Source organism: Cellulomonas telluris, from assembly GCF_004886325.1.
Lineage (GTDB): Bacteria > Actinomycetota > Actinomycetes > Actinomycetales > Cellulomonadaceae > Cellulomonas > Cellulomonas telluris.
On sequence record NZ_QXFN01000003.1, the window covers coordinates 427,959 to 452,078 of the forward strand.

Annotated in this window: 23 protein-coding genes; 9 read left to right on the plus strand and 14 right to left on the minus strand. The window is 77.0% G+C overall.

Annotation, left to right across the window (positions count from 1 at the left end):
• The first annotated feature begins 107 nt into the window (after positions 1-107).
• Both FB586_RS10840 and FB586_RS10845 read left to right on the plus strand, forming a co-directional pair.
• Positions 108-4,031: a Pls/PosA family non-ribosomal peptide synthetase gene (locus tag FB586_RS10840; RefSeq protein ID WP_136519321.1), complete on the plus strand. Its 3,924-nt coding sequence runs from the start codon at positions 108-110 to the stop codon at positions 4,029-4,031.
• On the plus strand, positions 4,028-5,374 hold the full coding sequence (locus FB586_RS10845) for a M1 family metallopeptidase (RefSeq protein WP_136519322.1): 1,347 nt from the start codon (positions 4,028-4,030) through the stop codon (positions 5,372-5,374). Before FB586_RS10840 ends, FB586_RS10845 begins: the two co-directional genes overlap by 4 nt.
• Positions 5,375-5,451: 77 nt before the next feature.
• Here the strand turns inward: FB586_RS10845 and FB586_RS10850 are convergent, their stop codons facing one another.
• Positions 5,452-6,642 carry an NAD(P)/FAD-dependent oxidoreductase gene (locus tag FB586_RS10850; RefSeq protein ID WP_136519323.1) on the minus strand — a complete coding sequence of 397 codons (1,191 nt, stop codon included), beginning with the start codon at positions 6,640-6,642 and terminating at the stop codon, positions 5,452-5,454.
• A 76-nt stretch (positions 6,643-6,718) separates the two neighbouring features.
• Entirely contained in the window at positions 6,719-7,486 is a 768-nt protein-coding gene (locus FB586_RS10855) for a GAF and ANTAR domain-containing protein (RefSeq protein WP_136519324.1), read from the minus strand.
• 276 nt (positions 7,487-7,762) lie between these two features.
• Here FB586_RS10855 and FB586_RS10860 point away from each other — a divergent pair, with 276 nt between their 5' ends.
• Together FB586_RS10860 and FB586_RS10865 are read left to right on the plus strand one after the other, a co-directional pair.
• The gene (locus FB586_RS10860; RefSeq protein ID WP_136519325.1) at positions 7,763-8,140 is read left to right on the plus strand and encodes an STAS domain-containing protein; all 378 of its coding nucleotides are present in this window, start codon (positions 7,763-7,765) and stop codon (positions 8,138-8,140) included.
• Between the two features lie 40 nt (positions 8,141-8,180).
• The gene (locus tag FB586_RS10865) at positions 8,181-8,756 is read left to right on the plus strand and encodes a DUF488 domain-containing protein (RefSeq protein ID WP_136519326.1); all 576 of its coding nucleotides are present in this window, start codon (positions 8,181-8,183) and stop codon (positions 8,754-8,756) included.
• A 46-nt stretch (positions 8,757-8,802) separates the two neighbouring features.
• On the opposite strand, the gene FB586_RS10870 is transcribed toward FB586_RS10865, so the two are convergent.
• The 7 genes from FB586_RS10870 to FB586_RS10900 form a co-directional block, all read right to left on the minus strand.
• On the minus strand, positions 8,803-9,285 hold the full coding sequence (locus tag FB586_RS10870; protein WP_136519327.1) for a hypothetical protein: 483 nt from the start codon (positions 9,283-9,285) through the stop codon (positions 8,803-8,805).
• 113 nt (positions 9,286-9,398) lie between these two features.
• Positions 9,399-9,800 (minus strand): LapA family protein, encoded by a 402-nt coding sequence (locus tag FB586_RS10875; RefSeq protein WP_168800526.1) that lies wholly within the window; start codon positions 9,798-9,800, stop codon positions 9,399-9,401.
• A gap of 109 nt (positions 9,801-9,909) precedes the next feature.
• Complete coding sequence (locus tag FB586_RS10880) at positions 9,910-11,385, minus strand: MFS transporter (protein ID WP_246036695.1); 1,476 nt, start codon at positions 11,383-11,385, stop codon at positions 9,910-9,912.
• The gene (locus FB586_RS10885; protein WP_136519329.1) at positions 11,382-13,196 is read right to left on the minus strand and encodes a thiamine pyrophosphate-requiring protein; all 1,815 of its coding nucleotides are present in this window, start codon (positions 13,194-13,196) and stop codon (positions 11,382-11,384) included. Before FB586_RS10885 ends, FB586_RS10880 begins: the two co-directional genes overlap by 4 nt.
• Positions 13,197-13,287: 91 nt before the next feature.
• A complete protein-coding gene (locus FB586_RS10890) occupies positions 13,288-14,109 on the minus strand; it encodes an FAD-binding oxidoreductase (RefSeq protein ID WP_136519330.1) in 822 nt (273 codons plus the stop codon).
• A gap of 10 nt (positions 14,110-14,119) precedes the next feature.
• Positions 14,120-14,743, minus strand: coding sequence for a sulfite oxidase-like oxidoreductase (locus FB586_RS10895; protein WP_136519331.1), 624 nt, complete (start codon positions 14,741-14,743; stop codon positions 14,120-14,122).
• Between the two features lie 53 nt (positions 14,744-14,796).
• Complete coding sequence (locus FB586_RS10900; protein ID WP_136519332.1) at positions 14,797-15,609, minus strand: endonuclease/exonuclease/phosphatase family protein; 813 nt, start codon at positions 15,607-15,609, stop codon at positions 14,797-14,799.
• Between the two features lie 127 nt (positions 15,610-15,736).
• Here FB586_RS10900 and FB586_RS10905 point away from each other — a divergent pair, with 127 nt between their 5' ends.
• On the plus strand, positions 15,737-17,362 hold the full coding sequence (locus FB586_RS10905) for a non-homologous end-joining DNA ligase LigD (protein ID WP_136519333.1): 1,626 nt from the start codon (positions 15,737-15,739) through the stop codon (positions 17,360-17,362).
• Positions 17,363-17,371: 9 nt separating this feature from the next.
• Here the strand turns inward: FB586_RS10905 and FB586_RS10910 are convergent, their stop codons facing one another.
• On the minus strand, positions 17,372-18,007 hold the full coding sequence (locus tag FB586_RS10910) for a superoxide dismutase family protein (RefSeq protein WP_136519334.1): 636 nt from the start codon (positions 18,005-18,007) through the stop codon (positions 17,372-17,374).
• 185 nt (positions 18,008-18,192) lie between these two features.
• Between FB586_RS10910 and FB586_RS10915 the strand changes: the two genes are divergently transcribed.
• Positions 18,193-18,540 carry a DUF8129 domain-containing protein gene (locus tag FB586_RS10915; protein WP_136519335.1) on the plus strand — a complete coding sequence of 116 codons (348 nt, stop codon included), beginning with the start codon at positions 18,193-18,195 and terminating at the stop codon, positions 18,538-18,540.
• A gap of 65 nt (positions 18,541-18,605) precedes the next feature.
• Here the strand turns inward: FB586_RS10915 and FB586_RS10920 are convergent, their stop codons facing one another.
• Complete coding sequence (locus FB586_RS10920; RefSeq protein ID WP_136519336.1) at positions 18,606-18,974, minus strand: VOC family protein; 369 nt, start codon at positions 18,972-18,974, stop codon at positions 18,606-18,608.
• 31 nt (positions 18,975-19,005) lie between these two features.
• The gene (locus tag FB586_RS10925) at positions 19,006-19,779 is read right to left on the minus strand and encodes a DeoR/GlpR family DNA-binding transcription regulator (RefSeq protein ID WP_246036696.1); all 774 of its coding nucleotides are present in this window, start codon (positions 19,777-19,779) and stop codon (positions 19,006-19,008) included.
• Between the two features lie 44 nt (positions 19,780-19,823).
• On the opposite strand from FB586_RS10925, the gene FB586_RS10930 reads away from it, so the two are divergent.
• The 3 genes from FB586_RS10930 (at position 19,824) to FB586_RS10940 (ending at position 22,808) form a co-directional block, all read left to right on the plus strand.
• Entirely contained in the window at positions 19,824-20,525 is a 702-nt protein-coding gene (locus FB586_RS10930; RefSeq protein ID WP_222928344.1) for an NUDIX domain-containing protein, read from the plus strand.
• 84 nt (positions 20,526-20,609) lie between these two features.
• Positions 20,610-21,326, plus strand: a complete 717-nt coding sequence (locus tag FB586_RS10935; protein WP_136519337.1) for a GAF and ANTAR domain-containing protein — start codon at positions 20,610-20,612, stop codon at positions 21,324-21,326.
• The gene (locus tag FB586_RS10940) at positions 21,327-22,808 is read left to right on the plus strand and encodes a PP2C family protein-serine/threonine phosphatase (RefSeq protein WP_136519338.1); all 1,482 of its coding nucleotides are present in this window, start codon (positions 21,327-21,329) and stop codon (positions 22,806-22,808) included.
• A 30-nt stretch (positions 22,809-22,838) separates the two neighbouring features.
• Here FB586_RS10940 and FB586_RS10945 read toward each other — a convergent pair whose 3' ends face one another.
• Together FB586_RS10945 and FB586_RS10950 are read right to left on the minus strand one after the other, a co-directional pair.
• Positions 22,839-23,099, minus strand: coding sequence for a hypothetical protein (locus tag FB586_RS10945; protein WP_136519339.1), 261 nt, complete (start codon positions 23,097-23,099; stop codon positions 22,839-22,841).
• Positions 23,100-23,162: 63 nt separating this feature from the next.
• Entirely contained in the window at positions 23,163-24,068 is a 906-nt protein-coding gene (locus FB586_RS10950) for a ribonuclease Z (protein WP_136519340.1), read from the minus strand.
• Between the last annotated feature and the right edge of the window lie 52 nt (positions 24,069-24,120).

Consider the following 24,120-nt stretch of genomic DNA (forward strand, 5'->3'; position numbering starts at 1 on the left):
GCGGCCGACGGCGGCGCGCCCGTCCGCCGTGCCGACCCGGGCCCGTCCGTCCGACCCACCGACCGGACCCGTGGTGCGCCGCGGGCCGGGGAGGAGCTGACCGCCCCGTGACCACCCCCGTGGCAGCGCCGTCGTCGCTGCGCGCCGGCGACCGCGCGCCCGAGCCCCGCACCCTGGTCGACGTCTTCACCGCGACCGTGCGCCGCCACCCCGACGCCGTCGCGATCGACGACGGCGACGAGGTGCTGACGTACGCCGCGCTGGACGAGGCGGTGCGGCTGCGTACGGCCCGGCTCGCGGCGGCGGGCGTGCGGCGCGGGGACCGCGTCGGCGTGCGCGTCACGTCCGGGACCGTGGACCTGTACCTGTCGGTGCTGGCCGCGCTGCGCGCGGGCGCCGCGTACGTGCCCGTGGACGCGGACGACCCCGACGAGCGCGCCCGGACGGTGTTCGCCGAGGCGGGGGTGCGCGTCGTGCAGGGGGACGGCCCGGACCTGACCGGTCCTGACGGCGCGCCCCTGCCCGCCGGCCGCGGGGCGGGCAGCACGGCCCCGGAGCCCCCGCGCCCGTCCGACGACGCCTGGGTCATCTTCACGTCCGGCTCCACGGGACGCCCCAAGGGGGTCGCCGTGACGCACCGCAACGCGGCCGCCTTCGTCGACGCCGAGGCCCGGCTGTTCCTCCAGGACGCGCCGATCGGCCCGGGGGACCGCGTCCTGGCCGGCCTGTCGGTCGCGTTCGACGCGTCGTGCGAGGAGATGTGGCTCGCGTGGCGGCACGGCGCGACGCTCGTCCCCGCGCCGCGCTCCCTGGTGCGCGCGGGGACCGAGCTGGGGCCGTGGCTCGTCGAGCGCGACATCACGGTCGTCTCCACCGTGCCGACCCTCGCCGGCCTGTGGCCCGTCGACGCGCTCGCGGGCGTGCGGCTGCTGATCTTCGGCGGGGAGGCGGTGCCGCCCGAGCTCGCCGCGCGCCTGGCGGGGCCGGGACGCGAGGTGTGGAACACGTACGGGCCGACCGAGGCGACGGTCGTCGCCTGCGCGGCGCCGCTCGTGCCCGGTGAGCGCGTGCGCATCGGGCTGCCGCTGGACGGGTGGGACCTCGCGGTCGTCGGCCCGGACGGCGCGGAGGTGGCCGCGGGGGAGACGGGCGAGCTGGTCATCGGCGGCGTCGGCGTCGCGCGCTACCTCGACCCCGAGCTCGACGCGGTGCGGTTCGCGCCCGCCCCCGCGCTGGGCTGGGACCGCGCGTACCGCACGGGCGACCTCGTGGAGCGGCACGAGGAGGGTCTCGTCTTCGTGGGCCGCGCGGACGACCAGGTCAAGGTCAACGGCCACCGCATCGAGCTCGCCGAGGTGGACGCCGCCCTGCTCGCGCTGCCCGGCGTGGCCGGTGCCGCCGCGGCGGTCCGCCGGTCCGCCACGGGCGCGGCGCTGCTGGTCGGCTACGTGGTGCCCTCCGACGGCGCGCCGCTCGACACCCCCGACCTGCTCGCGCGGCTGCGTGCCGTGCTGCCGGGGTCGATGGTGCCGCTGCTCGCGCCCGTCGCCGACATCCCGACGCGCACGTCGGGCAAGGTCGACCGTGACGCGCTGCCGTGGCCCGTGCCGGGTGCCGGCGCGGCCCACCCCGACGCCGGCCTGACGGGCACGGCGGCGTGGGTCGGGCAGCAGTGGGCGGACGTCATCGGCGTGCACCCGGCCGACGCGGAGGACGACTTCTTCCTGCGCGGGGGTAGCTCGCTGACCGCCGCCCAGCTGGTGTCCGCGCTGCGCACGCGCTACCCCGAGGCGACCGTCGCGGACGTGTACGCGCACCCCGAGGTGGGGGACCTCGCCGACTTCCTCGACCGCACCTGGCCCGACGTGGGCGAGGGTGCCGGGGCGGGGGACGGGGCCGCGCCGGTGCGCCCCGTGCCGGTGGCCGCGCAGGCCGTGCAGCTGCTCGCGCTGCTGCCGCTGCGCGGGCTCGTCGCGCTGCGCTGGCTCACGGCGCTCGCGGCGGCGGCGAACGTCGCGCACCTCGTCGCGCCCCTGCCGTGGCTGCCGCCCGTGTCGTGGTGGTGGGTCGCGGCCGGGTGGCTGCTCACGGTCAGCCCGCTCGGCCGCATGGGCGTCAGCGCGCTCGGTGCCCGCCTGCTGCTCGCGGGCGTCCGCCCGGGCACCTACCCCCGCGGCGGCTCGGTGCACCTGCGGCTGTGGGCGGCGGAGCGGCTCGCGGAGGGCATGGGCGCCGTGACGCCCGCGACCGCCGCGTGGGTCGGGCTCTACGCGCGGGCCCTCGGCGTGCGCATGGGCCGCGACGTCGACCTGCACTCGGTCCCGCCCGTCACGGGCATGCTCACGCTCGGGCGCGGCTGCGCGATCGAGCCCGAGGTCGACCTCTCGGGGCACTGGGTCGACGGGGACGTCGTGCACGTCGGGCACGTGACCGTCGGCGCCGGCGCGACCGTCGGGGCGCGCAGCGTGCTCTACCCCGGTGCGCGCGTCGGCGCCGGGACGGACGTGGCCGCGGGGTCCGCGGTGCACGGCGCGACGGGCGAGGACGAGTACTGGACCGGCTCGCCGGCGACGCGGGCGCACGAGGCGCGGCACCCGTGGCCGCCGCACCGGCCCGCACGGGACCGGGCCCGCGCGTGGCTGGTGGGGTACGCGCTGGCCGGCGCGCTGGTCGCGGCACTGCCGGTCGTGTCCGTCACCGCCGGTCTGGCCGTCGTCGCGTGGGCCGTGCGCGGCACGCCGACGCTCGGCGCGGCGGTGGGCCCGGCTCTGCTCGCGAGCGTCCCCGCCGGCCTGCTCGCGTACGCGCTGTACGCGGCCCTGGTCGTGGCGTCCGTGCGTGTGCTCGGCCGCGGGCTCACCGAGGGCTACCACCCGGTCCGGTCCGGCCCGGGCCTGCGCGCGTGGACGACGCAGCGCGTGGTCGACGCGGCCCGCACGACGCTCTTCCCGCTGTACTCGTCGGTCGCGACGCCCGCCTGGATGCGCCTGCTGGGCGCGCGCGTCGGCGCCGGCACCGAGATCTCGACCGTGGTGGGCCTGCCGTCGATGATGCGCGTCAAGGACGGCGCGTTCCTCGCGGACGACACCATGGTGGCGCCCTACGAGCTGGGCGGCGGGTGGCTGCGGGTGGCGGCGGCGAAGGTCGGCCGTCGCGCGTTCCTCGGCAACTCGGGCATGACGGCGCCGGGACGCGCCGTGCCGAAGAACGGCCTCGTGGCCGTGCTGTCCGCGACGCCCCGGCGCACCCGGCCCGGCTCGAGCTACCTCGGCAGCCCGCCGGCCCCGCTGCCGCGCGCCGCGACGCTCGACGACCCCGCGCGCACCTACGACCCGCCCGCGCGCCTGCGCCGGGCGCGGGCGGCGGTCGAGCTGGCGCGTGTCGTCCCGGCGCTCGCCGTCGGCACGCTCGCGCTCGGGACGCTGCTGGCGCTGCAGGCCGTCGTGCTCGCGGCCGGCTGGTGGGCGGCGGTCGCCGCGGGCGGGCTCGTGCTGGTGGCCGCGGGGGTGGTCGCCGCGCTCGTCACGATCGCCGCGAAGTGGCTGCTCGTCGGCCGCCACCGGCCGGGCGACCACCCGCTGTGGAGCGCGGCCGTCTGGCGCGGCGAGCTCGCCGACACGTTCACCGAGATGCTCGCCGCCCCGTTCGCGGCCGACCCCACGACGGGTACCGTCGCGGTGGTGTGGTGGCTGCGCGGGCTCGGCGCCCGGATCGGGCGGGGCGTCTGGTGCCAGTCGTACTGGCTGCCGGAGGCGGACCTCGTGCGGCTCGGCGACGGCGCCACGGTGGGGCAGGGCTGCGTCGTGCAGACGCACCTGTTCCACGACCGCGTCATGAGCCTGGACGCCGTCACGCTCGAGGACGGCGCGACCCTGGGGCCGCACGGCGTCGTGCTGCCCGCCGCGGTCGTCGGCGCCGGCGCGAGCGTGGGGCCGGCGTCGCTCGTGCTGCGCGGCGAGCGCGTGCCCGCGGGCACCCGGTGGGTCGGCAACCCGATCGCCCCCTGGCGGGACGAGCGGGCGTCCGCGTGAGGGCCGCGGCGCGCGCGTCGTCGTCCGACCCCTACGCCACCGGGCACGGGGACCCGTCCTTCCACGTCGCCCGCTACGACCTCGACCTCACCTACCGGGTCGCCCCGAACCGCCTGCGCGGCACGGCGACGCTCGACGTCGAGGTGCTCGCCGCGACCCGGGTGCTCGTGCTCGACCTCGTCGGCCTCACGGTCGAGCGCGTCGAGGTGGCGGGTGCCCCGCTCGCCCGGCACGACCACCGGGGCGGACGGCTGACGCTGCGGCTGGCGCGGGACGTGGACGCCGGGACGCGACTGACCGTCACGGTCCGCTACGGCGGCACGCCGCGCCCGGTGCGCAGCCCGTGGGGCGAGGTGGGGTGGGAGGAGCTCGAGGACGGGGTGATCGTCGCGAGCCAGCCCACCGGGGCCCCCTCGTGGTTCCCGTGCAACGACCGCCCCGACGACCGTGCGACGTACCGCACCGCCCTGACGGTCGACGCGCCGTACCGCGTGCTCGCGCACGGCCGGCTGGTCGAGCGGCGCGCGCGTGCGAGCACGACCACGTGGGTGCACGAGGAGGACCGCCCGACCGCCCCCTATCTCGCGACCGTGCAGGTCGGGCGGTACGAGGAGGTGGTGCTGGGCGACGGTGCGGCGCCGCAGCGTGCGCTCGTCCCGGCGGCGCTCGTGCCGGCCCTGCGGGACCGGCTCGGTGACCACGACGCCCTGCTGTCGTGCCTCGTGGACGTGTTCGGCCCGTACCCGTTCGCCGGGTACACGCTCGTGTGCACGCCGGACGACCTGGAGATCCCCGTCGAGGCGCAGGGCGCGGCGGTGTTCGGCGCGAACCACCTGACGGGCCCGGACGCGGACGACCGCCTCGTCGCGCACGAGCTGGCGCACCAGTGGTTCGGCAACAGCGTCGGCCTGCGCACCTGGCAGGACATCTGGCTCAACGAGGGCTTCGCCTGCTGGGCCGAGTGGTGGTGGTCGCAGGCGTCCGGCGGGCCCGACGTGCGGACGCTGGCGCGGACGTGGCACGAGCGGCTGGCAGCTCGCCCGCAGGACCTCGTGCTCAGCGACCCCGGGTACGACCGGATCTTCGACGACCGGGTCTACAAGCGGGGCGCGCTGACGCTCGAGGCCCTGCGGACCGTGCTCGGCACCGACGCCTTCCTCGGCCTGCTGCGCGCGTGGACGTCCCGGTACGCGCACGCGACGGCCACGACGGACGACCTGCGCGCGCTGGCGTCCGAGCACGCGGCGGCGACCGGGGGCGAGGCGCTCGCGGGCCGCGTGGCCGACCTCCTCGCCGACTGGCTCGACCGTCCGGGTCTGCCGCCGCTGCCCGCCTCGTGGTGACCCGGCCCACGCCGGCGCGCGACGACGCTCCGCGGCAGCGGGGCGCCGTCAGTGCGTGACGCGCCGCCCCGTGGGCGTCAGGACACCTTCCCCCGCAGCAGCCGGTGCCAGTAGACCTCGACCTCGAGGTACCGGTCGAACAGGTAGAGCCCACGACCGGGCCGCACCAGGTCGGGGAACGGCACGGTCGGCTCGGCGTTGCCGTCGCGGTCGTGCTCCGCGAGCAGCAGGGCGTGCCGCGACGTCGTGACCGGCGCGACGGTGTAGCCGTCGTAGCGGCGGGCGGGGGCGCCCGTGCGCCGGGCCGCCACGTTGTGCGCCACGACGGGCACCTGCTGGCGCAGCGCGCCGCCCGACGGCGAGGTGGCCACCGTCGCGACGTCCCCCAGCGCCCAGACGCGCGGGTGGCGGCGGTGCTGGAGCGTCTGCGGGTCGACGGCGGCGAAGCCGTCGCTGCCCTCGTCCGCGAGCCCGCTCGTCGCCACCCACTCGGGGGCGCGGTGCGGCGGCGCGAGGTACAGCGCGTCGTAGCCGAGGGTGCCCGGACCGTCCGGCGTGCGCAGGTGCAGCGTCCGGCCCGACGGGTCGACCCGCTCCACGGTCGTGCCGGTCCGCACCCGCACGTCGTACCGGGCCGCGGCCGCGCGCAGCTCGCGGTCCGCCCGGGCCAGGCCCACCAGGTGGTCGCCCTCGACGAGCAGGTCGATCGTGACGTCGCCCAGGACGCCGGTGCGACGCCAGTGGTCGGCGGCCATGAACAGGGGCTTGAGGCCGACGGGTGCGCACGGCACGTGCCGGTCGGAGATCACGAACACCGCCCGCCCCGACGTCAGGGACTCGAGCATGCGCCACGTGTCCGGCGCGTGCTCTGGCAGATAGCTCGTGGACGCGTGGACGGTGGCGACGGCCTCGCGCGAGCCCGGGATCGCGTCCCAGTCCACCCGGGAGCCCGGGCAGAGGACGACGTCGCCGTAGCCGAGCGCGTCGCCGCCGGCCAGGTGCACGACCGACGCGTCCGGGTCCACGGCGGTGACGCGGTCGCGGTACCAGTGCACGCCGCGCGGCACGACCTCGATCTCCGGGCGGCGCAGGTCGTCGAGCGTCGCCGCGCCGCCCGCGACGTACGACAGCAGCGGGCGGTAGTGGTGCACGTCCTTCGGCTCGACGACGGCGACGTCGCGGCACCCGTCGCGCAGCAGCTTCGCGGCGAGGGAGATGCCGGCGTTCCCGCCGCCGACGACGACCACGTCGTGTCGACGCACGCTCATGGGCCACCACTCCCGGGCTGGACGACGCGGACCCCGCCACGCTAGGCGACGGCTCGCCGCCCCGCCCGGCGGGTGCTCACGGCACGAAGCGTCCCGGCCGCGGCGGCCCGCCGCTGACGGAGGCGACGATGTCGGCCGCGAGGTCGGCGACCTTGCGGTTGCGGCCCTGGCTCGCGCGCCGCAGGACGGCGAACGCCTCGTCCGCCGTGCAGCGCTCCTGCGCCATGAGGACGCCGAGGGCCTGGTCGATGACGCTGCGCGACTCCATCGCGGCGTGCAGGTGGCCGACCATCTCGGCCTGCTCCGCGTGCCGCAGCGCGAGGGCCACGACCTTCTCGGCGCGCGCCGCGAAGGCGGTGAGGTCGTCGCGCAGCGCACCGGTGAACATGCCCGGCGCCGTGCCGTACGTGTTGAGCGCCCCGATCGCGCGCCCCGCCGGGGCCAGCGGCAGGGACAGGCTGCTGCGCAGGCCGTGCTCGGCGACGCGGCCCGGGTACGCGCCCCAGCGGCTCTCGCGCGCGTAGTCGTCCACGACGACGACCACGCCGTGGGTGAGGCTCTGGAGGCAGGGCCCCTCCTCCTCGTCGTACTGCAGCTCGTCCGCGACCTGCGAGAGCGAGTGGCTGGACCCCACGCTGAGGGCGCGGCGCCCGCGACGGACGGTGATCCCGCACGCGGCCACGTCGGCGTGCAGGGCGGCGGCCGCGTCGGCGACCTGCTGGAGCTGCTCCTCGACCGCGTCGGTGCGCAGCACGAGGTCGAGGAGTGCGGCCGTCTGGTCGACGGGGGAGGGCGGGCTGCCGGGGGGCAGCGCGTCGGACGCGCGGGCGTGGTCCGGGTGCATGGGGGTCACCGGTCTCGGTGGCGGAGAGCCACGGCACGGGTTCGGCGGGTCGCGTCACGGGTGGACGATCGGCCGCAGACGGCGGCGGTGACCCGCCGCTCGGGGAATCCCCGGTCGCGTCCACCGTAACCCCTTGCTGCCCGGTGGGCGGGGGGTGCTTCCGCCCGGTCCGTCCGAAGGGTTACGGTGTGGACTGGTTGGGACGCAGCCGTCCCGCCGGCGTTCGTCGGCGGCCCCGCACGCGCCGCACCGTCGGCGCCCGGCCGAGGAGGCCACGTGACGAACGCGCCGGTCCCCGCCCCCGTCGACACCCCCGTGATCGGCGTGCCGTGCGCCGTCGAGCGCGTCGCGGGCCCCGAGCCCCTCCTGCGCCTGCACGGCGACCTCGACCGCGGTGCGGCTCCCCAGGTCGAGGCGGTCCTGCGCGCCACGTTCTCCGGGGACCGGCCGACCACCGTGCTGCTCGACCTCGCCGCGCTGACGTTCGTCGACGTCGAGGGCGTGCGGGTGCTCGCCCGCGTGCACCGGGCCGCGGCGTCGCGCGGCTCCCGCGTCGTCCTGCTGAACCTGCGGCCGCTGCTGCGGGAGGTGGCCCGGGTCGTCGCACCGGACCTGCTCGCGGCCGAGCGCCGGCCGGGACCGCGCGCGTCCTGACGACGCTGCGCGCCCCCGCGCCCGGTGGCACGGTGGTGCCGTGCCCGACGACGACCCGCCGCCCCTGCTGACGTTCGGCCACGGGACCCTCGACCAGGACGGGATCGTCGCCGCGCTGCGAGCGGGCGCGGTGCGGGCGGTGGTGGACGTCCGGCGGTTCCCCGGCAGCCGTCGCCACCCGCACGTCGCCCGGGACGCGCTCGCGGCGTGGCTGCCGACGGCCGGTGTCGCGTACCGGTGGGAGGAGCGGCTCGGCGGGCGGCGCTCGGTGCGGGACGCCGACGCCGTCGACACGTGGTGGCAGGTGGACGCGTTCCGCGCGTACGCCGCCCACACCCGCACCGACGCGTTCCGCGCGGCCATGGCCGACCTGCTCGCCGAGGTCGCGGCCGCGGGCGCCGGCCGGGTCGCGGTGATGTGCAGCGAGACGGTCTGGTGGCGCTGCCACCGCCGGCTCGTCGGCGACGTCGCCGTCCTCCTGCACGACGTCGAGGTGCTCCACCTCGGCCACGACGGCCGCCTCGCCCCGCACCGCCCGGCGGCAGGTGCGCGCGTGACGGACGCGGGGCTGGTGTACGACGTACCCAGCGACGCCGACCGGCCCGGCGACGGATGATGAACCCGTCGCCGGGCCGAGGCCGGGCGGCTGTGCCCGCGGGGCGTCAGTCGAACCGGACCTCCGCGGCGGCGGCCGCGACGGCGGCCACGCGGTCGCGTTCACCGGCGCGCCGCTCGTCGGCCAGCGCGGCGCGCCGGTCCTGCTCGCCGAGGAGCTCGTCGCCGAGGGTCCGCAGCATCGCGGAGAGCTCGGTCGCGAGGCGCGCCTTCATCTCGGCGAGGTTGGTGCCGCCCACGAGCAGCCGCCGGTCGGAGACCGCGAGGTGGAGCCCGTCCGGCACGTGCGCTCGCTCGGCGAGCCGGTGCGCGGTGCCCGGGTCCTCGATCCGCGCCCGCTCGGCGGGCGTGACCTGTCGGGAGAACACGGCGGGGACGGTGTAGCGGGCGGGTTCGCGCTCGGTGCCGAGGTCCGCCGGGAGACCGGCCGCGAGGACGGAGACGAGGCGCAGCGCGCGCGGGTCCGGCTCCGCGCCCGCTGCGACGGCGGGCTCGGGGGTGCGGGTGGTGGTGGAAGGGTCGAGGACCATGGGAACCATCGCCGATCGGTGGGTCGTGCGCGGGAGGGTGGCGTGGGTGGGCCGTGCTCGGCGCGATCGCTCAGCACCGACGCACGGGTGGACGAGTGGGGCCCGCGCCGCGGTCAGGGGCGCGGGGCGGCCGCGCGGCGGTCGGCGCCGATGCGGTGACGCAGCTGCCCGATCCGCACGCTGCCGACGGCGAGCGCGACCAGGCCGACGCCGACGCCGGCGATGAGCAGCGTCAGGGCGAGCGGAGCGGTTCCGGTCATGCCCAGGAACGTGACGTCGACCGGGGCCGTGTTCTGCAGCATGAAGACGATCAGCAGCACGAGCAGCAGCGCGGCGACGGTGATGCCGACCCAGGCGGCGCCGACGCGCGTGCGCGTCGTGCGGCGGACGGACGACGGCAGAGGCTCCGTCCTGGCGTCGGCCGCGCGCGGTGGGGTCGACGCCGGCGAGGTGCCGGACAGGGAGTCGGAGGGCGGCGAGGCGGGGCGGTCCCAGCGGGACCTCGGTACGGGCATGACGCCCTCCGATGAGAGTGCCGGGTGGCGGACCCACGCATCGGGGGTCCTTCGTTCCGGGACTGCTCCCAGCATACGCCTGTCAGGGGTGTTCTGACCGGCGCCCGCGTCACCGACCGTGGTGCGGCTCGGCCAGGCCGCCTGTCGGCCTGCCGGCGTGCCGCCGCCGCACCAGGTCGACGACGCCGATGACCAGGGCGACCGCGAGCAGCGCGATCGTGGCGGCGAGCCCGTGCGTCACGCCGGCGGTGCCGTCGCCCGAGGCGGTGCCCGCGAAGTACAGCGCGCCCACGACGGCGATGCCGACCGCCGACCCGAGCCGCTGACCCGTCTGCAGCACCCCGCCGGCGGCACCGGCCTGGTCGACGGGCACGTGCTCGAGCGCGAGCGTCTGGTTCGGGGCGATGACCAGGCCGCTGCCCAGCCCGGCCAGCAGCAGGGGGGCGGCCGTCCACCAGCCGGTGACCGACCGGCCGCCGGCGGCGTCCAGCAGCACGTCCGTGAGCACCAGCCCCGCGATGACGAGCACGAGACCCGTGACGACGACCGTGCGCCCGCGCGTGCTGACGACGCGTCCGCCGATCGCCGCCGTCACCGCCGAGCCGAGGGCGAACGGCGTGATCGCCAGACCCGCCTGCAGCGGCGTGTACCCGAGCTGGTCCTGCAGGTAGAGCGTGAGCACGAAGAAGATGCCCGTGAACCCGGAGAAGTACGCGAGCGCGAGCAGGGCGCCGGGCGCGTACCCGGGCACACGGAACAGCGACAGCCGCACCATGGGCGTGCCGCCGCGCGCGTCGACGCGGCGCTCCCACAGGACGAACACCGCCAGCAGCACGAGCCCGGCGACCAGCAGCGCGGCGTCGACCGGCTCCCACTGCTCGCTCACCAGCGGCCAGAGCACGCCGACGACGCCCGCGCCCAGCAGCACGGCCCCGACGGCGTCGAGGTCGCGCGCCGGCTCCTTGTCGCGCCGGGGCGCGAGGTAGCGCAGCGACAGCAGGATCGCGAGCACGCCGACGGGCAGGTTGACGAGGAAGACCCACCGCCACCCGTGCTCGGGCCCGACCACCGCGAGGATGCCGCCGCCCAGCACGGGCCCGATCGCGGTCGAGACGCCGATCGTCGCGCCGAGCCGCCCGAACGCTCGCCCGCGCTCCGCGCCCTGGAAGAGCTGCTGGATGAGCCCGGAGACCTGCGGGTTGATGATGCCGCCGCCGACTCCCTGCACGAGCCGCGCCACCACGAGCCACGCGGCCGACTGCGCCAGCCCTGCCGCGAGCGACGCGAGCGTGAAGACGAGGACGCCGGCGATGAACAGCGTCCGCCGGCCGCGCGCGTCGCCGAGCCTGCCCGCGCTGACCAGCACGAGGCCGAACGTCAGCGCGTACCCGGACACGATCCACTGCAGCGCCGACGCCGACGCGTCCAGCTCCTGGGCGATCGAGGGGAGCGCGACGTTGACGATGCTCACGTCGAGCAGCGTCATGAACCCGGCGGTGAGGCAGACGCTCAGCGCCTTCCAGCGGTTCGGCTCAGGCTCGCCGGCGGCGGACGAGCCGGCGGCCGTCCGTGCGGGGGACGTCACTCGGCGTGCTCCGCGGACAGGCCCGCCGGGTCGTCGCCCGCCTCGCCCGCGCGCTGCCGGTCGAGCAGGTCGCGGCCGTGCGCGCCGTCCGGCTCCTGCGCCAGCCCCTGCTGCATCTGCTCCACCTTCGACGCGGGCACGCGCGGCGGGAGCAGCGGGGTGTCGCGGTCGACCACGGCGTGCACGACGCAGGGCCGGTCGGCCGCGAGCGCCTCGCGCCAGGCGTCGGCGAGCCGCCCCGGGTCGTCCACCCGGATGCCGCGCAGCCCGAGCAGCTCCGCGTACTGCGCGTAGGGGAACGCCGGCACCGTCTGCGACACGGGGAAGCGCGGGTCGCCCTCCATCTCGCGCTGCTCCCACGAGACCTCGGCCAGGTCGCCGTTGTCGAGCACGAGCAGGACGAACCGCGGGTCGGCCCAGTCGCGCCAGCGGTGCGCGACGGTGACGAGCTCGTTGATGCCGTTCATCTGCGCCGCGCCGTCGCCGGACAACGCGATGACGGGCCGGTCCGGGTGCAGCAGCTTGGCGGCGATCCCGTACGGCATCGCCGACCCCATGGACGCGAGCGTGCTCGACAGGTGCGCCGGCACGCCCGGCGGCAGGCGCAGGAACCGCGCGTACCAGTACACGACCGAGCCGACGTCGACCGAGACCTGCGCGTCCGTCGGCAGGTGCGCCGACAGCTCGTGCAGCACGCGCTGCGGGTTCAGCGGCGTCGCCGGCGCCGCGACGCGCTCCTCGGCGATCCGCTGCCACGCCGCGACCGACTCCTCGACGTGCGCCCGCCACGGCCGGCGCTCGTCCGCGGTGCGCTCGGGCAGCCGCGCGAGCAGCGCCGCGAGCGTCGTCGCCGCGTCCCCGGCGAGCGGCACGTCCACCGGGTACTTCGCGCCGAGGTTGCGCGCCGCGACGTCGACCTGGACGGTCCGCACCTGCCCGAGCGGCGGGTAGAACTCCGTCCACGGGTCGCTGCTGCCGACGATGAGCAGGGTGTCGCAGCGGGCCATGAGGTCGGCCGACGCGGTCGTGCCGAGGTGCCCCATGACGCCGCAGTGGAACGGCAGGCCCTCGTCGAACAGCGGCTTGGCGGGCAGCGACGTCGTCAGGCCCGCACCGAGGCGCTGCACGACCTCCAGCACCTCGCGGGTCGCGTGCGCGGCGCCGCGGCCGGCCAGCACCGCGACCCGCTGGCCGGCCGCCAGCAGCTCGGCCGCCCGGTCGAGGTCGTCGTCGTACGGGACGCTCCGCGCACGGGCGTGCGCCGGCGACGTCGTCACGACGCCGTGGGACTGCTCGGGCTCGGGCAGGTCCGCCTTCTGCACGTCGTGCGGGACGATCACGGCCGTCGGGCTCGACGTCGCGAGCGCCGTGCGGATGGCGTCGTCGAGCACGTGCGTCATCGCCTCGGGCGCCATGACCGTCTGCACGTACTGCCCGCACACGTCCTTGAGCAGCACCGGCAGGTCGACCTCCTGCAGGTACCCGCTGCCGAGCGCCGTCGTCACGACCTGCCCGACGATCGCGACGACCGGCGTGCGGTCCAGCTTCGCGTCGTACAGGCCGTTGAGCAGGTGCACCGCGCCCGGGCCCTGCGTCGCCAGGCAGACGCCCACGCCGCCGCCGTACTTGGCGTGGCCCGTCGCCATGAACGCCGCCATCTCCTCGTGCCGGGCCGTGACGAGCTCCACCTCGTCCTGCGCGCGGTGCAGCGCCGCGAGGATCGGGTCGATGCCGTCACCGGCGTACCCGAAGACGCGGTGCACGCCCCACTGCGCGAGCCGCTGCACGATCCCGTCCGCCACCGTCGCCATGCGTCGTCCCCGTCCGCCCGTCGCCTCGTCCCCGGCCATCGTCGGCAGGGGTGCCGGGGGCCCGCATCCCGGGGACGCGATCGAGCCCGCGTCAGGTGGACGGGCCGAAACGCTCCGCGCGGATCGCGGACGCGTCGTGCCCGAGCACGAGCAGCATGCGCGAGACGGCCTCCACGAAGCCCGTCGGGCCGCACACGAACACCAGCGGCCGCAGGTCCGCGGGCCAGCCGTGGCGGGCGAGCCCGCGCAGGTCGAGGCGTCCGGGCGGGCGCCCGGACGGGTCGTCCGGCGGGACGCCGCGCGTCCAGACGACGTGCGTGTCGACGCCGTCGTCGCGCCGCCGTGACCCCGTCAGCTCGTCGAGGAACAGCGCGTCCCCGGGCATCCGCACCGAGTAGACGAGCCGGAACGGGGTGCGGTCCGCCCGCCGCCGGCGCTCGCGGACCATGGCCACGAGCGGCACGACGCCCGACCCGCCCGCGAGCAGCAGCACGGGCGCGCCGCCGGCCGCACCGGGCTCCCACACGAACCAGCCGCCGACCGGGCCGCGCACCTCGATGCGCTGCCCCACGGCGAACTCGTCGACCAGGTAGGGGGAGACCTCCCCGCCCTGCACGCGCTGCACGGTGACCTCGACGCGGGTGGGGGCGTCGGGGTCCCACGGCGCGCCGATCGAGTAGGCGCGCACGGCCGTGTAGCCGTCGTCGGCCGTCAGGCGCAGGTCGACGTGCTGGCCCGCCCGGTGCCCGCCCCAGCCGGGCACGTCGAGCACGAGCGTGCGCGCCGACGCGCTCTCGACCCGCGCGTCGACCATCGTCGCGACCCGCCAGCCCGACGCGACCGCGAACCGCTCCCCGAGGCGCGCCGACCCCGCGGGCACCCCCGCCGGTCCCGTCGCCACCGCCTCCGTCATCGCGCGCCCCTCAGTCGCCCTGGTAGCGCTGCTCGCGCCACGGGTCGCCGTAGTCGTGGTACCCGTACCGCTCCCAGAAGCCGCGCTGCTCGTCGCGCACGAGGTGGATCTCCTTGACCCACTTCGCGGACTTCCACAGGTACAGGTGCGGCACGAGCAGCCGCGCGGGGCCGCCGTGCTCGGCGTGCAGCGGACGTCCGTCGTAGGTGTGCGCGACCCACGCGCGCCCGCCCAGCAGGTCGGCGACGGGCAGGTTCGTCGTGTACCCGCCGTAGCAGGCCACGAGCGCGTACTGCGCGGACGAGCGCACGTCCGCGAGCAGCACGTCGAGGCTCACGCCGCGCCAGCGGGTCCCGAACTTCGACCAGCGCGTCACGCAGTGCAGGTCGACGGTCGGCTCGTCCTGCGGCAGGGCCATGAGGTCGGACCACGACCAGGACCACTCCTCGAGGTCCTCGTTGCGGACCGTCAGGCGCCACCGCTCCGTCGGGACGTGCGGCGTGGTGCCCGCCGTCAGGACCGGGAAGCCGTGCTCCTCGTACTGGCCCGGGGGCAGCGCGATCCCGGCGGGACGTGGGCGGCCGCGGAACCCGGGAGTGAGGTCGGTGGCGGCGACGGGCTCCTCCGGCGGCATGGGGCCATCGAACACGCTCCGGGGCTCCGGACGACAGCCCTCCCGGGACGCCATCAGGGTGCCGGCAGCTCCACGTCGCAGACCACCGCCCGGTGGTCCGACGGCAGGACGCCCTCGACGGGCTCGTGCCCGGCGAGAGCAGCGTGCGTGACGCGGAGCGGCGGAGCCGCCGGTCGTCCGCGACGGGCGAGCACGTGGTCGATGCGCCGGTCGATCTGCTTCACGGCCTCGACCGGCGCCATGGGGGTGTCGGACGACAACGTGACGGCGTCGGGGTCCCCACCGCCGAGCAGCCACAGGTCCTCGGCGACGGCCTCGAGCGGGGCGAGCTCGGGCGTGCCGGGCGCCGCGTTGAGGTCGCCGACGAGCAGCACCGGCAGGTCGCCGTCGAGCGCGGGGTCGGCGAGCAGGTCCGCGAGCACGCGGGTCTGCGCGCGGTGGTCGGCCGTCGCCTCGCGGGTCGGCTCCCACTCGGTGCAGGCCACGAGCACGTGCAGCGGGCCGGCCGGGTGGTCGAGCGTGGCGTGCAGGGCACGCGCCGGCTCGTGCACGTGGGCCGGCAGGTCGTGGACGGCCGTCGCCAGTACCGGCCAGCGGCTGACGAGGCCGATCCCGATCTCGGCCCCGGCCTGGACGGGATGCTCCGGCGGGTCCGGCAGGGGTGGCACGCCGACCGGGACGAACACCGCGTGCCCGCCGAGCAGGGCGGCGAGCGCCTCGGCCTGGCTGCCGTCCGCATCGCGCCACGTCTCCTGCAGGCCGAGCACGTCGGGACGCAGGTCCGCCACGACGGACCGGATCGCGCGCTCGCGGGCGGGCCATGCTCCGCCGAAGCGCCACCACACGTTCCACGTCGCCACGCGCACCCCGCGACGCTACGACGGCGCCGCGCGCGCCGGAACCCCCGGCGCTCGGGGCGCGGACCCGGGCGTGGTCGGCCACGCTGTCCCCGACGGGCGCCCGACGGGCGGCGGCCCGGGACGGAGGTGGACGATGGCGCGCCGGCGGGAGGAGCGGACGGGGGAGCGGCCGGGCGAGCTCGAGACGTACCGGTCGATGCGCGACTTCGACCGCACGCCGGAGCCCGCCGGCAGCACGCCGGAGCCGGACCCCGACGGCCGGCGGCGGTTCGTCGTGCAGCGCCACCGCGCGCGGCGGCTGCACTACGACGTGCGGTTCGAGATCGACGGGGTCCTCGTCAGCTGGGCCGTGCCGCGCGGCCCGACGCTGGACCCGGACGTGCGGCGCATGGCCGTGCACGTCGAGGACCACCCGCTCGAGTACGAGGACTTCGAGGGCGTCATCCCCGCCGGCGAGTACGGCGGCGGCGACGTCATCGTGTGGGACCGCGGCACGTGGGAGCCGTACAAGGGTGACGACCCCGCCGCGGACGTGGCCCGCGGCGAGCTGCACGCCGAGCTGTACGGCGAGCGGCTGCGCGGCAAGTTCCTGCTGGTGCGCCGCGGCGAGGGCGACGGCGGCAAGGAGCAGTGGCTCATGCTGCACAAGCACGACGAGCACGCCGTCGCGGGCTGGGACGCCGAGGACCACCCCACGTCCGTCGTCTCGGGCCGCACGAACGACGAGGTCAAGGCCGACCCGGACCGGCTGTGGCGCTCGGACCTGCCCGCGTCGGAGGCGTCCGTCGCGCTGCACCCGCCGGTCCCGCCCGGGCCGACCGAGGACGAGCTCGCCGCGCTCGACGACATCCGCCGCGACGGCACGTGGGAGGTGTTCGGCCGCGCGCTGCGGGTGACGAACCTCGACAAGGTGCTGTTCCCGCCGCGCGAGGGCGAGGAGCCCGTGACCAAGCGGGAGCTCGTCCGGTACGCCGCACGCATCGCGCCCGTCGTCCTGCCGTACCTGCGGGGGCGCGCGCTCAACATGCACCGCTACCCGGAGGGCGCAGGCAGGAAGGGGTTCTGGCACAAGCAGCTGCCCGAGCACGCGCCCGACTGGGTGCCGCGCTGGGACAACCCGGAGGCGGACCCGGGGGAGACGACGACGTACCTGGTGGTCGACGAGCCGGCGGCGCTCGTGTGGGCGGCGAACTTCGGCGCGCTCGAGTGGCACGCCTGGACGTCGCTCACCGCCGAGCCGCACCGGCCGACGTACGCGCTCGTCGACATCGACCCCGGCACGTCCACGCCGTGGGAGGACGTGCTGCTGCTGGCCCGCCTGCACCGGGACGCGTTCGCGCACCTGGGCGTGACGGCGCAGCCGAAGCTCACCGGCCGGCGCGGCATCCAGGTGTGGGTGCCGATCGCCGTCGGGCCGTCCTTCGACGAGACGCGCGCGTGGGTCGAGACGCTCTCCCGCACGGTCGGCGCCGTGGTGCCGGACCTCGTGAGCTGGCGGTGGGAGGTGCGCGAGCGCGGCGGCCAGGCGCGCCTGGACTACACGCAGAACGCGATCAACAAGACCCTCGTCGCGCCCTACAGCCCGCGCGCGGCCGCCGGTGCGCCCGTGTCGGCGCCGATCACGTGGGACGAGCTCGACGAGCCGTGGCTGCGCCCCGACGCGTTCACCGTCCGCACGGTCCTCGACCGGATCGCCGAGCGGGGCGACCCGTTCCGGGCCGTGCTCGCGCACGACCAGCGACTGCCGACGCTGCGCTGAGCGGCACCCTCACTCCAGGACGCCGCACGCCACCCGGTCGCCGGAGTCGCCGGTCCGCAAGGTCTCGTCGTCGGGGCCCTGCGGCGCGTACCGCTCCGGGACGTTCGCGAAGTTGTCGCGGCCGGAGTGCACCATGACCGCGCTGCCGTCGTCGTCGAGCAGGTCGGTGTCGGTCAGCATGTCCGTCACGGTCTCGAGGTGCGCGGTGCCGTCCTCGGTGACGTACAGGCTCGGCAGGTCGCCCGCGTGCTGGCTGTGGCCGCCCTCGTCCGCGCCCAGGTGCCCGCCGGCGGACAGGAACGCGCCGGTGCGGCTGGAGTCGTCCGGCGGCGAGCTCTCCGGGTCGCACTCGCCGACCGCGTGGACGTGGAAGCCGTGGAAGCCGGGCTCCAGGCCGTCCACGTGCACGACGACGCGCAGGCCCTCGTCCTCGGGGATCATCTGCACGTCGCCGACGTCCTCGCCGTCCACGTCCTGCAGCGTGGCCGTCGCGACGGGCACACCGGTCGCGAGCGGCGTCGAGGCCGCCGTCCCCGCCGTGCCGTCCGCCGTGCCGCCCGCACCTCCGCCGTCGTCGCCCGAGCAGCCGGCGAGCGCCAGCGCCGCGAGCGCGGCCGTGCACGTGACTCGAACCAGGTCTCTCATCGTCGCCCCCTGTGTGGTCCCCCTGCGGCAGGCGCCGGCCGGGTCGTCCGCACCGACGCCACGGGTCCAGGGTGGTCCCGTCCGGCCCCGTCCGCAGCCCGGGGCACCGGCTCCCGTCGCCCGGGTGCGGGCTCCGGGCGGGCGGCACATGCTGGGGGGAACCACCCCCGACCCGGAGGAGAGCCATGACCGACGACGTCGCGCGTGACGCGCTGCCCGTCCCGGACTACGACCACCTGCCCGTCGGGAGCCTCGGGCACCGCATCCGCTCGCTCGAGGCGGACGAGGTCGAGGTCCTGCGCCGGTACGAGGAGGCGCACGGCAACCGGCTGCCCGTGATCCAGGTGCTGGACCAGCGCCTGCGCGAGCTCGCCGACGGCGCCGAGCCGTCCGGCGGGGACCCGGCGGGGATCGCACCGGAGCAGGCGCCGGCGCCGCAGGGAGGCAGCAACGCGTCCCCGGCGACGACCGGTCCGCCGCAGAACCCGCCGTCCCACGGCGACCCGACGAACCCGGCGCAGCCGCGCGGCTGACCGTCGGGTCCCGCGACCGCCCGTCCGGTGCGCACGCACCGCGGCGGGCGATCGTGTGTCCGGGCTCAGCGGCGCTCGCAGGCCATCAGCAGGTTGCCGTCGGGGTCGCGGAACTGCAGGAACGCGACCGAGCCGATGTCGGTCACGTCCCCGACGCGCTCGACCCCGAGCGCGTCGAGGTGGTCGCGCACGGCGGTGAGGTCGTCGACCCACCAGAAGAACCGCGGCGGTCCGTCCGCGGTGAAACCCGGGTGGTGGGCGTCGAGCGCGAGCCCCACCTCGCCCTCCGTGGGCAGGTCGTGGATCCGCCCCTCGTGGCTCGTGCCGCCGGGGTCGAGCCCCAGCAGCGCGGAGTACCAGGCGACGGCGGCGGGCATGTCCCGCACGGGGACGAACACCTGGCCGATGCGGTTGCGGAGCGGGGACGCAGTCATGGCGGGGAGGCTAGCCGTGGCGTCCGACACCTCAGGCGTGCACGAGCGGCACGCCGGCGGCGGCGAGGTCGACGAGCGTCGGGTGCTCGGCGGGGACGTCGGTCACCACCCCTGCGACGTCGGAGAGCGGCAGCACCGTGAACGGCGACGCCGCGCCGATCTTCTCGGCGCTCGCGAGCACGTACGTGTCGGCCGCCCGGCGGGCGAGCGTGCGCTTCATCGCCGCCTCGTCCGCGTCGCCGGTGGTGAGGCCGGCGACGGGGTGGACGCCGGTGACGCCGAGCAGGAAGACGTCGGCGCTCACGCGCTCGGCGGCCTCGACCGCCGCGGCCCCGCAGGCGACCCCGGAGTGCTTGAAGATCCGCCCGCCCAGCAGGACGACCTCGACGCGCGGGTGCTCGACGAGGCTCGCCGCGACCGCGGGGCTGTGCGTGACGACGGTCGCGTCGAGGTCGGGCGGGAGCGCGCGCGTCACGGCGAGTGCCGTCGTCCCGCCGTCGAGGACGACCGTGCTGCCCGGCGCGACGAGGCGTGCGGCGGCCGCGGCGACGCGCTGCTTGCTGTCGACCGCGACGTCGCGACGCGCGGCGAGGTCGCCGACCGCGGGGGACGCCGGCAGGGCGCCGCCGTACACGCGCTGGCACAGCCCGGCGGCGGCGAGGTCGCGCAGGTCACGGCGGACGGTGTCGTCCGACAGGCCGAGCTCCGCTGCCAGATCCTTGGCGACGATCCGGCCGTCGCGGCGGAGCCGGTCGAGGAGCAGGTCACGACGCTGGGCGGTGAGCACGGGGCTACCCTTCTGCACGATTCATCTTGTTGTTGCACGTTGCTGCCCGTAGTGTCGCACACATGCCGACCACGTCCACCACCGCCGACACCACCACCGATCCCGCCATGCCCGGCACCCGGGTCCCCGACCACCGCGGCCGCACCGACCTCGACCGCACCGGGCTCGACCTGACCCGGAACCCGCGCGTCCGCGTCGTGGCCGTCGAGCTCCTCGCCGCGGCCTGGCACGTGCTGCGCCGCACGACGTTCGACTACCGCGGCACGGACGGCCGCTGGACGCGCCAGCAGCGCGAGACCTACGACCGCGGTGACGGCGCGACCGTCCTGCTCTACGACCCCGAGCGTGCCACCGTGCTGCTCACGCGCCAGTTCCGGTTCCCGGTCTACGTCAACGGCCACCCCGACGGCATGCTCCTCGAGACGGCCGCGGGTCTGCTCGACGAGGACGACGCCGAGACCGCCGTGCGGCGCGAGGCCGAGGAGGAGACGGGCGTGCGGGTCGGGGCGCTCGAGCGCGTCTTCGAGGTGTACATGAGCCCGGGCTCGGTCACCGAGCGCCTGCACTTCTGGGCGGCGCCGTACACGCCCGAGCGACGCACGGGGGCCGGCGGCGGCGTGGCCGAGGAGGGGGAGGACGTCGAGGTCGTCGAGCTGCCGTTCGCGCAGGCGCTCGCGATGACCCGGACGGGCGAGATCGCGGACGCCAAGACCATCCTGCTGCTGCAGTGGGCGGCCCTGCACGGCCCCTTCCGCGACCGCTGACGCCCGCCGGTTCCGGCCCTGGCCCGGCGCCCGCGCGGGGCCGCGCGTAGCGTGGGGAGTCCTGGCGCCGACGACGGGAGAGGCATGGATGCCTCGCACGGGCGCGACGCGCTCGGCTGGACGATGGCCCGCACGTCGGGTCTCCTGCTCGGGCAGGACACCGTCGACGCGGTCCTGCGGCTGCTCACGGCCACGGCCCTGCACACGGTGCCGACGGCCACGGGTGCCGGCATCACGACGTCCGCACCCGACGGGAGCCGGACGACCGCGGTCGGCACGGACCGGACGGTCCTCGCCGCCGACGCGGTGCAGTACGAGCTCGACGAGGGCCCGTGCCTCACGGCGTGGCGGCACCGGCGCACCGTGCGTGTGGACGACGTCGCGCACGACGAGCGGTGGCCGCGCTGGGGGCCGGCGGCGAGCGCGCTCGGGGTCGCGTCCAGCCTCAGCGCACCCCTCGTCGCGGCGGACAGCGCCGTCGGTGCCATCAAGCTCTACGCACCCGGCCCCTCGGCGTTCACCGCCGAGGCGGAGGCGACCATGGCGATGTTCGCCGCGCAGGCCGGCGTGCTCCTCGCCGCCGCCGAGGGGTTCCGGCGCGGCGCCGACCTCGACGCCGACCTGCGGCAGGTGCTGCACCGCCGGGACCTGGTCGCGCGGGCCACGGGCTTCCTCATGGGGCAGGACGGGGTCTCCGAGGACGCGGCGTTCACCCACCTGCTCGCCCTCGCCCGCCGAGACCGGCGGGGCGTGCACGACACCGCGGCGGAGCTGCTCGGCGCGCGCCCCCGGGGACGCTGAGTGGCGGCCCCGACCGGCGCCGACCGGCAGCGTCGGCTCATCCGGGCGGCGCAGGCGGGGGCGCGGCTCACGGACGACGAGCTGTGGCTGCGCTACTTCGCCCTGGGCGGCAACGCCGCGCCGGTCGAGCTGGACGCGTTCCTGCACGGTGCGCTCGAGCTCACGGAACCGGAGCGCGACCGCGTCGCGCTGGCCGTGAACGAGGAGCTCGACGAGCTGTCACGGCGCTCGCGGGCGCCGTACTCGCGCACGGTGCGCGAGCTGGAGCCCACGAGCGGCCCGCTGGCCGCCGTCGTGGAGCTGCTGCGGCGCACGCACCTCGTCCCGCCCGACGCCCTGCCGGCGGCCCTCGACGCGGCCGCGGCGCTCCTCGGCGTCCGCGCCGTCCTCTACCTCGCCGACCACCCGCGCGAGGTCCTCGTGCCGCTGCCCGGCGAGCACGGTCGCGACCGGCCCGCGCTGGGGGTGGACGCGACCGTCCCCGGGCGGGCGTTCCGCCTGCTGCGCACGCAGCCCACGGTCAGCGGCGACGGCCAGGCGCGGCTGTGGGTGCCGGTGGTCGACGGCGTCGAGCGGGTCGGCGTCCTCGACGTGATGGTGGACGACCGGCGCGACCTCGAGGACCCCGTGCTGCACCGCCAGTGCTGGCTGCTCGCGCACTACCTCGGCCACCTGGTCGGCGCGGTGGGCCGGTACGGGGACCGCTTCGAGCGCCTCCGGCAGACGGTGCCGCGCACCGTCGAGGCCGAGCTCGTGGCCGGCCTGCTGCCGCCCATGACGGCCGGCACCGCCCGCGTCCTGGTCAGCGCCCGGATCGAGCCCGTCCACGACATGGGCGGCGACGTCGTCGACTACGCCTTCGACGAGGACGTCGCCCACCTCGCGGTCCTCGACGCGACCGGGCACGACCTGCACGCCGGGCTCGCGGCCGCCGCGGCGCTCGCCGCCTACCGCACCGCGCGGCGCCGCGGGGACAGCCTGTTCGCCCAGGCGGACGCGGTGCACCGCGCCCTGGCCGACCACCTCGACGACATGAGCCTCGCGACCGGCGTGCTGGCGCAGCTCGACCTGCGCTCCGGCCGGCTGCGCTACCTGGCGGCCGGGCACCCGGCCCCGCTGCTCGTGCGCGACGGCGTCGTCGTCAAGGCGCTGACCGGCGGGCGTCGCCCGATCCTCGGCCTGGAGCCGCGCGAGGCCGCCCTGGGTGAGGAGCAGCTGCAGCCCGGCGACCTGCTCGTCCTCTACACGGACGGCATCACCGAGGCCCGGGACGCCACGGGCGAGCAGTTCGGCGAGCGCCGGCTGGGCGACGCACTGCAGCGGGGGATCGCCGAGGAGCTGCCGCTGCCGGAGGTGGTCCGGCGCGTCGTCGGCACGATCCTGCGCCACCAGCAGGGCGTGCTCCAGGACGACGCGACGCTGCTGCTCGCGCACTGGACGAGCGAGGGGCAGTCGGCGCTGCGCCCGAGCATGCTCCGCTGACGGACCGGTGACCGGTCCGCCGGCGGCAGGTCAGGCGTCGTCGGCGGGGCGGCGCACGTCCTGCGGGTCCGGGGTCCGGAACCGGGGCTCGTCGTCCTCGCGCACCCGGGCCGGCGCGGTGTCGACCGCGCGCGTCGTCGGACCGTCGTGGTCGCCGACCTGCGTGTCGGGGTCCTCGCCACCGATCCCCGTGCCGGGGGCCGGGTCGGGCGCGCCGTGCCCGGGATCGGCGGCGGCGACCTCCTCACGCGTCTCGGGCAGGTGGGGCATCAGGGGCTCGGCCTGGGACATGGGTCCTGACTACCGGGGGTCCGCGGTGCCCGCCACCGGGGACGGCGACCGTTCACGCGACGGTCAGCCGGCGGACGCCCGCCGCGGCGGGACGGGCACGCGGTCGCCGTCGAGCGCGGCGTGGACGTGCGTGGTCCCGCCGGCCGCGCGCACCGCGGCCTCCGCCTCGGCGCGCAGCGGCGCCACGCCGGGGTACCGCGACGACCAGTGGCTGAGGACGAGCGTGCGCACGCCGCCCGCCGCCGCGAGCGCACCGGCCTGGCCCGCCGTCAGGTGCAGGTACGCCTCCGCGAGGTCGGCGTCCGCGTCGGCGAACGTCGACTCCGCGAGCAGCAGGTCGGCGCCGTCCGCGAGCTCCGCAGCGCCGTCGCACACCGCGGTGTCCATGACGACGGCGACCCGCTGGCCCGGTCGTGGCACGCTGACGTCCTCGACCCGCACGGGCCCGAGCCGCCCCGCGCGCGCGAGCCGGCCCACGTCCGGCCCGGCGATCCCCGCGGCCGCGAGCCGGTCGGGCAGGAACGTCCGCCCGTCCGGCTCGCGGACGCGGTACCCGTACGTCTCCACGCGGTGCCGCAGAGGCACGACCTCCAGGCCGTCGGCGACGGGCCCGGCGGCGCCGTGCGGGTGCAGGCGCAGGTCGAGCCCCGGTGTCGCGAGCGCGACGAGCGCACGCACCACCGGCTCGCCCGACGCGGGGTGGTGCAGGTGCACCGGGTGCTCCACGCCGTCCAGCACCATGCGCGAGAGCACGCCGGGCAGCCCGTAGCAGTGGTCGCCGTGCACATGCGTGAGGCAGATCCGCGTGACCGCCGAGGCGCTCACGCCCGCGTGGATCATCTGCCGCTGCGTGCCCTCACCCGGGTCGACGAGCAGGCCCTGGCCGTCCCAGCGCAGCAGGTACCCGTTGTGGTTCCGGGTGCGCGTGGGCACCTGGGACGACGTGCCGAGCACGACGAGCTCGCGCACCCGCCCTCCCCACGTCGCACCGTCCCGAGCCGTCCACGCTAGCCGCGCGGCC

Bases quoted from the DNA above. Each gene is read 5' to 3' on its own strand.
- FB586_RS10850 (WP_136519323.1), bottom strand. From the start codon at position 6,642: ATGAGCGTGCGTCGACACGACGTGGTCGTCGTCGGCGGCGGGAACGCC.
- FB586_RS10855 (WP_136519324.1), bottom strand. From the start codon at position 7,486: ATGCACCCGGACCACGCCCGCGCGTCCGACGCGCTGCCCCCCGGCAGC.
- FB586_RS10870 (WP_136519327.1), bottom strand. From the start codon at position 9,285: ATGGTCCTCGACCCTTCCACCACCACCCGCACCCCCGAGCCCGCCGTC.
- FB586_RS10875 (WP_168800526.1), bottom strand. From the start codon at position 9,800: ATGCCCGTACCGAGGTCCCGCTGGGACCGCCCCGCCTCGCCGCCCTCC.
- FB586_RS10885 (WP_136519329.1), bottom strand. From the start codon at position 13,196: ATGGCGACGGTGGCGGACGGGATCGTGCAGCGGCTCGCGCAGTGGGGC.
- FB586_RS10890 (WP_136519330.1), bottom strand. From the start codon at position 14,109: ATGACGGAGGCGGTGGCGACGGGACCGGCGGGGGTGCCCGCGGGGTCG.
- FB586_RS10895 (WP_136519331.1), bottom strand. From the start codon at position 14,743: ATGCCGCCGGAGGAGCCCGTCGCCGCCACCGACCTCACTCCCGGGTTC.
- FB586_RS10905 (WP_136519333.1), top strand. From the start codon at position 15,737: ATGGCGCGCCGGCGGGAGGAGCGGACGGGGGAGCGGCCGGGCGAGCTC.
- FB586_RS10910 (WP_136519334.1), bottom strand. From the start codon at position 18,007: ATGAGAGACCTGGTTCGAGTCACGTGCACGGCCGCGCTCGCGGCGCTG.
- FB586_RS10915 (WP_136519335.1), top strand. From the start codon at position 18,193: ATGACCGACGACGTCGCGCGTGACGCGCTGCCCGTCCCGGACTACGAC.
- FB586_RS10920 (WP_136519336.1), bottom strand. From the start codon at position 18,974: ATGACTGCGTCCCCGCTCCGCAACCGCATCGGCCAGGTGTTCGTCCCC.
- FB586_RS10930 (WP_222928344.1), top strand. From the start codon at position 19,824: ATGCCGACCACGTCCACCACCGCCGACACCACCACCGATCCCGCCATG.
- FB586_RS10935 (WP_136519337.1), top strand. From the start codon at position 20,610: ATGGATGCCTCGCACGGGCGCGACGCGCTCGGCTGGACGATGGCCCGC.
- FB586_RS10945 (WP_136519339.1), bottom strand. From the start codon at position 23,099: ATGTCCCAGGCCGAGCCCCTGATGCCCCACCTGCCCGAGACGCGTGAG.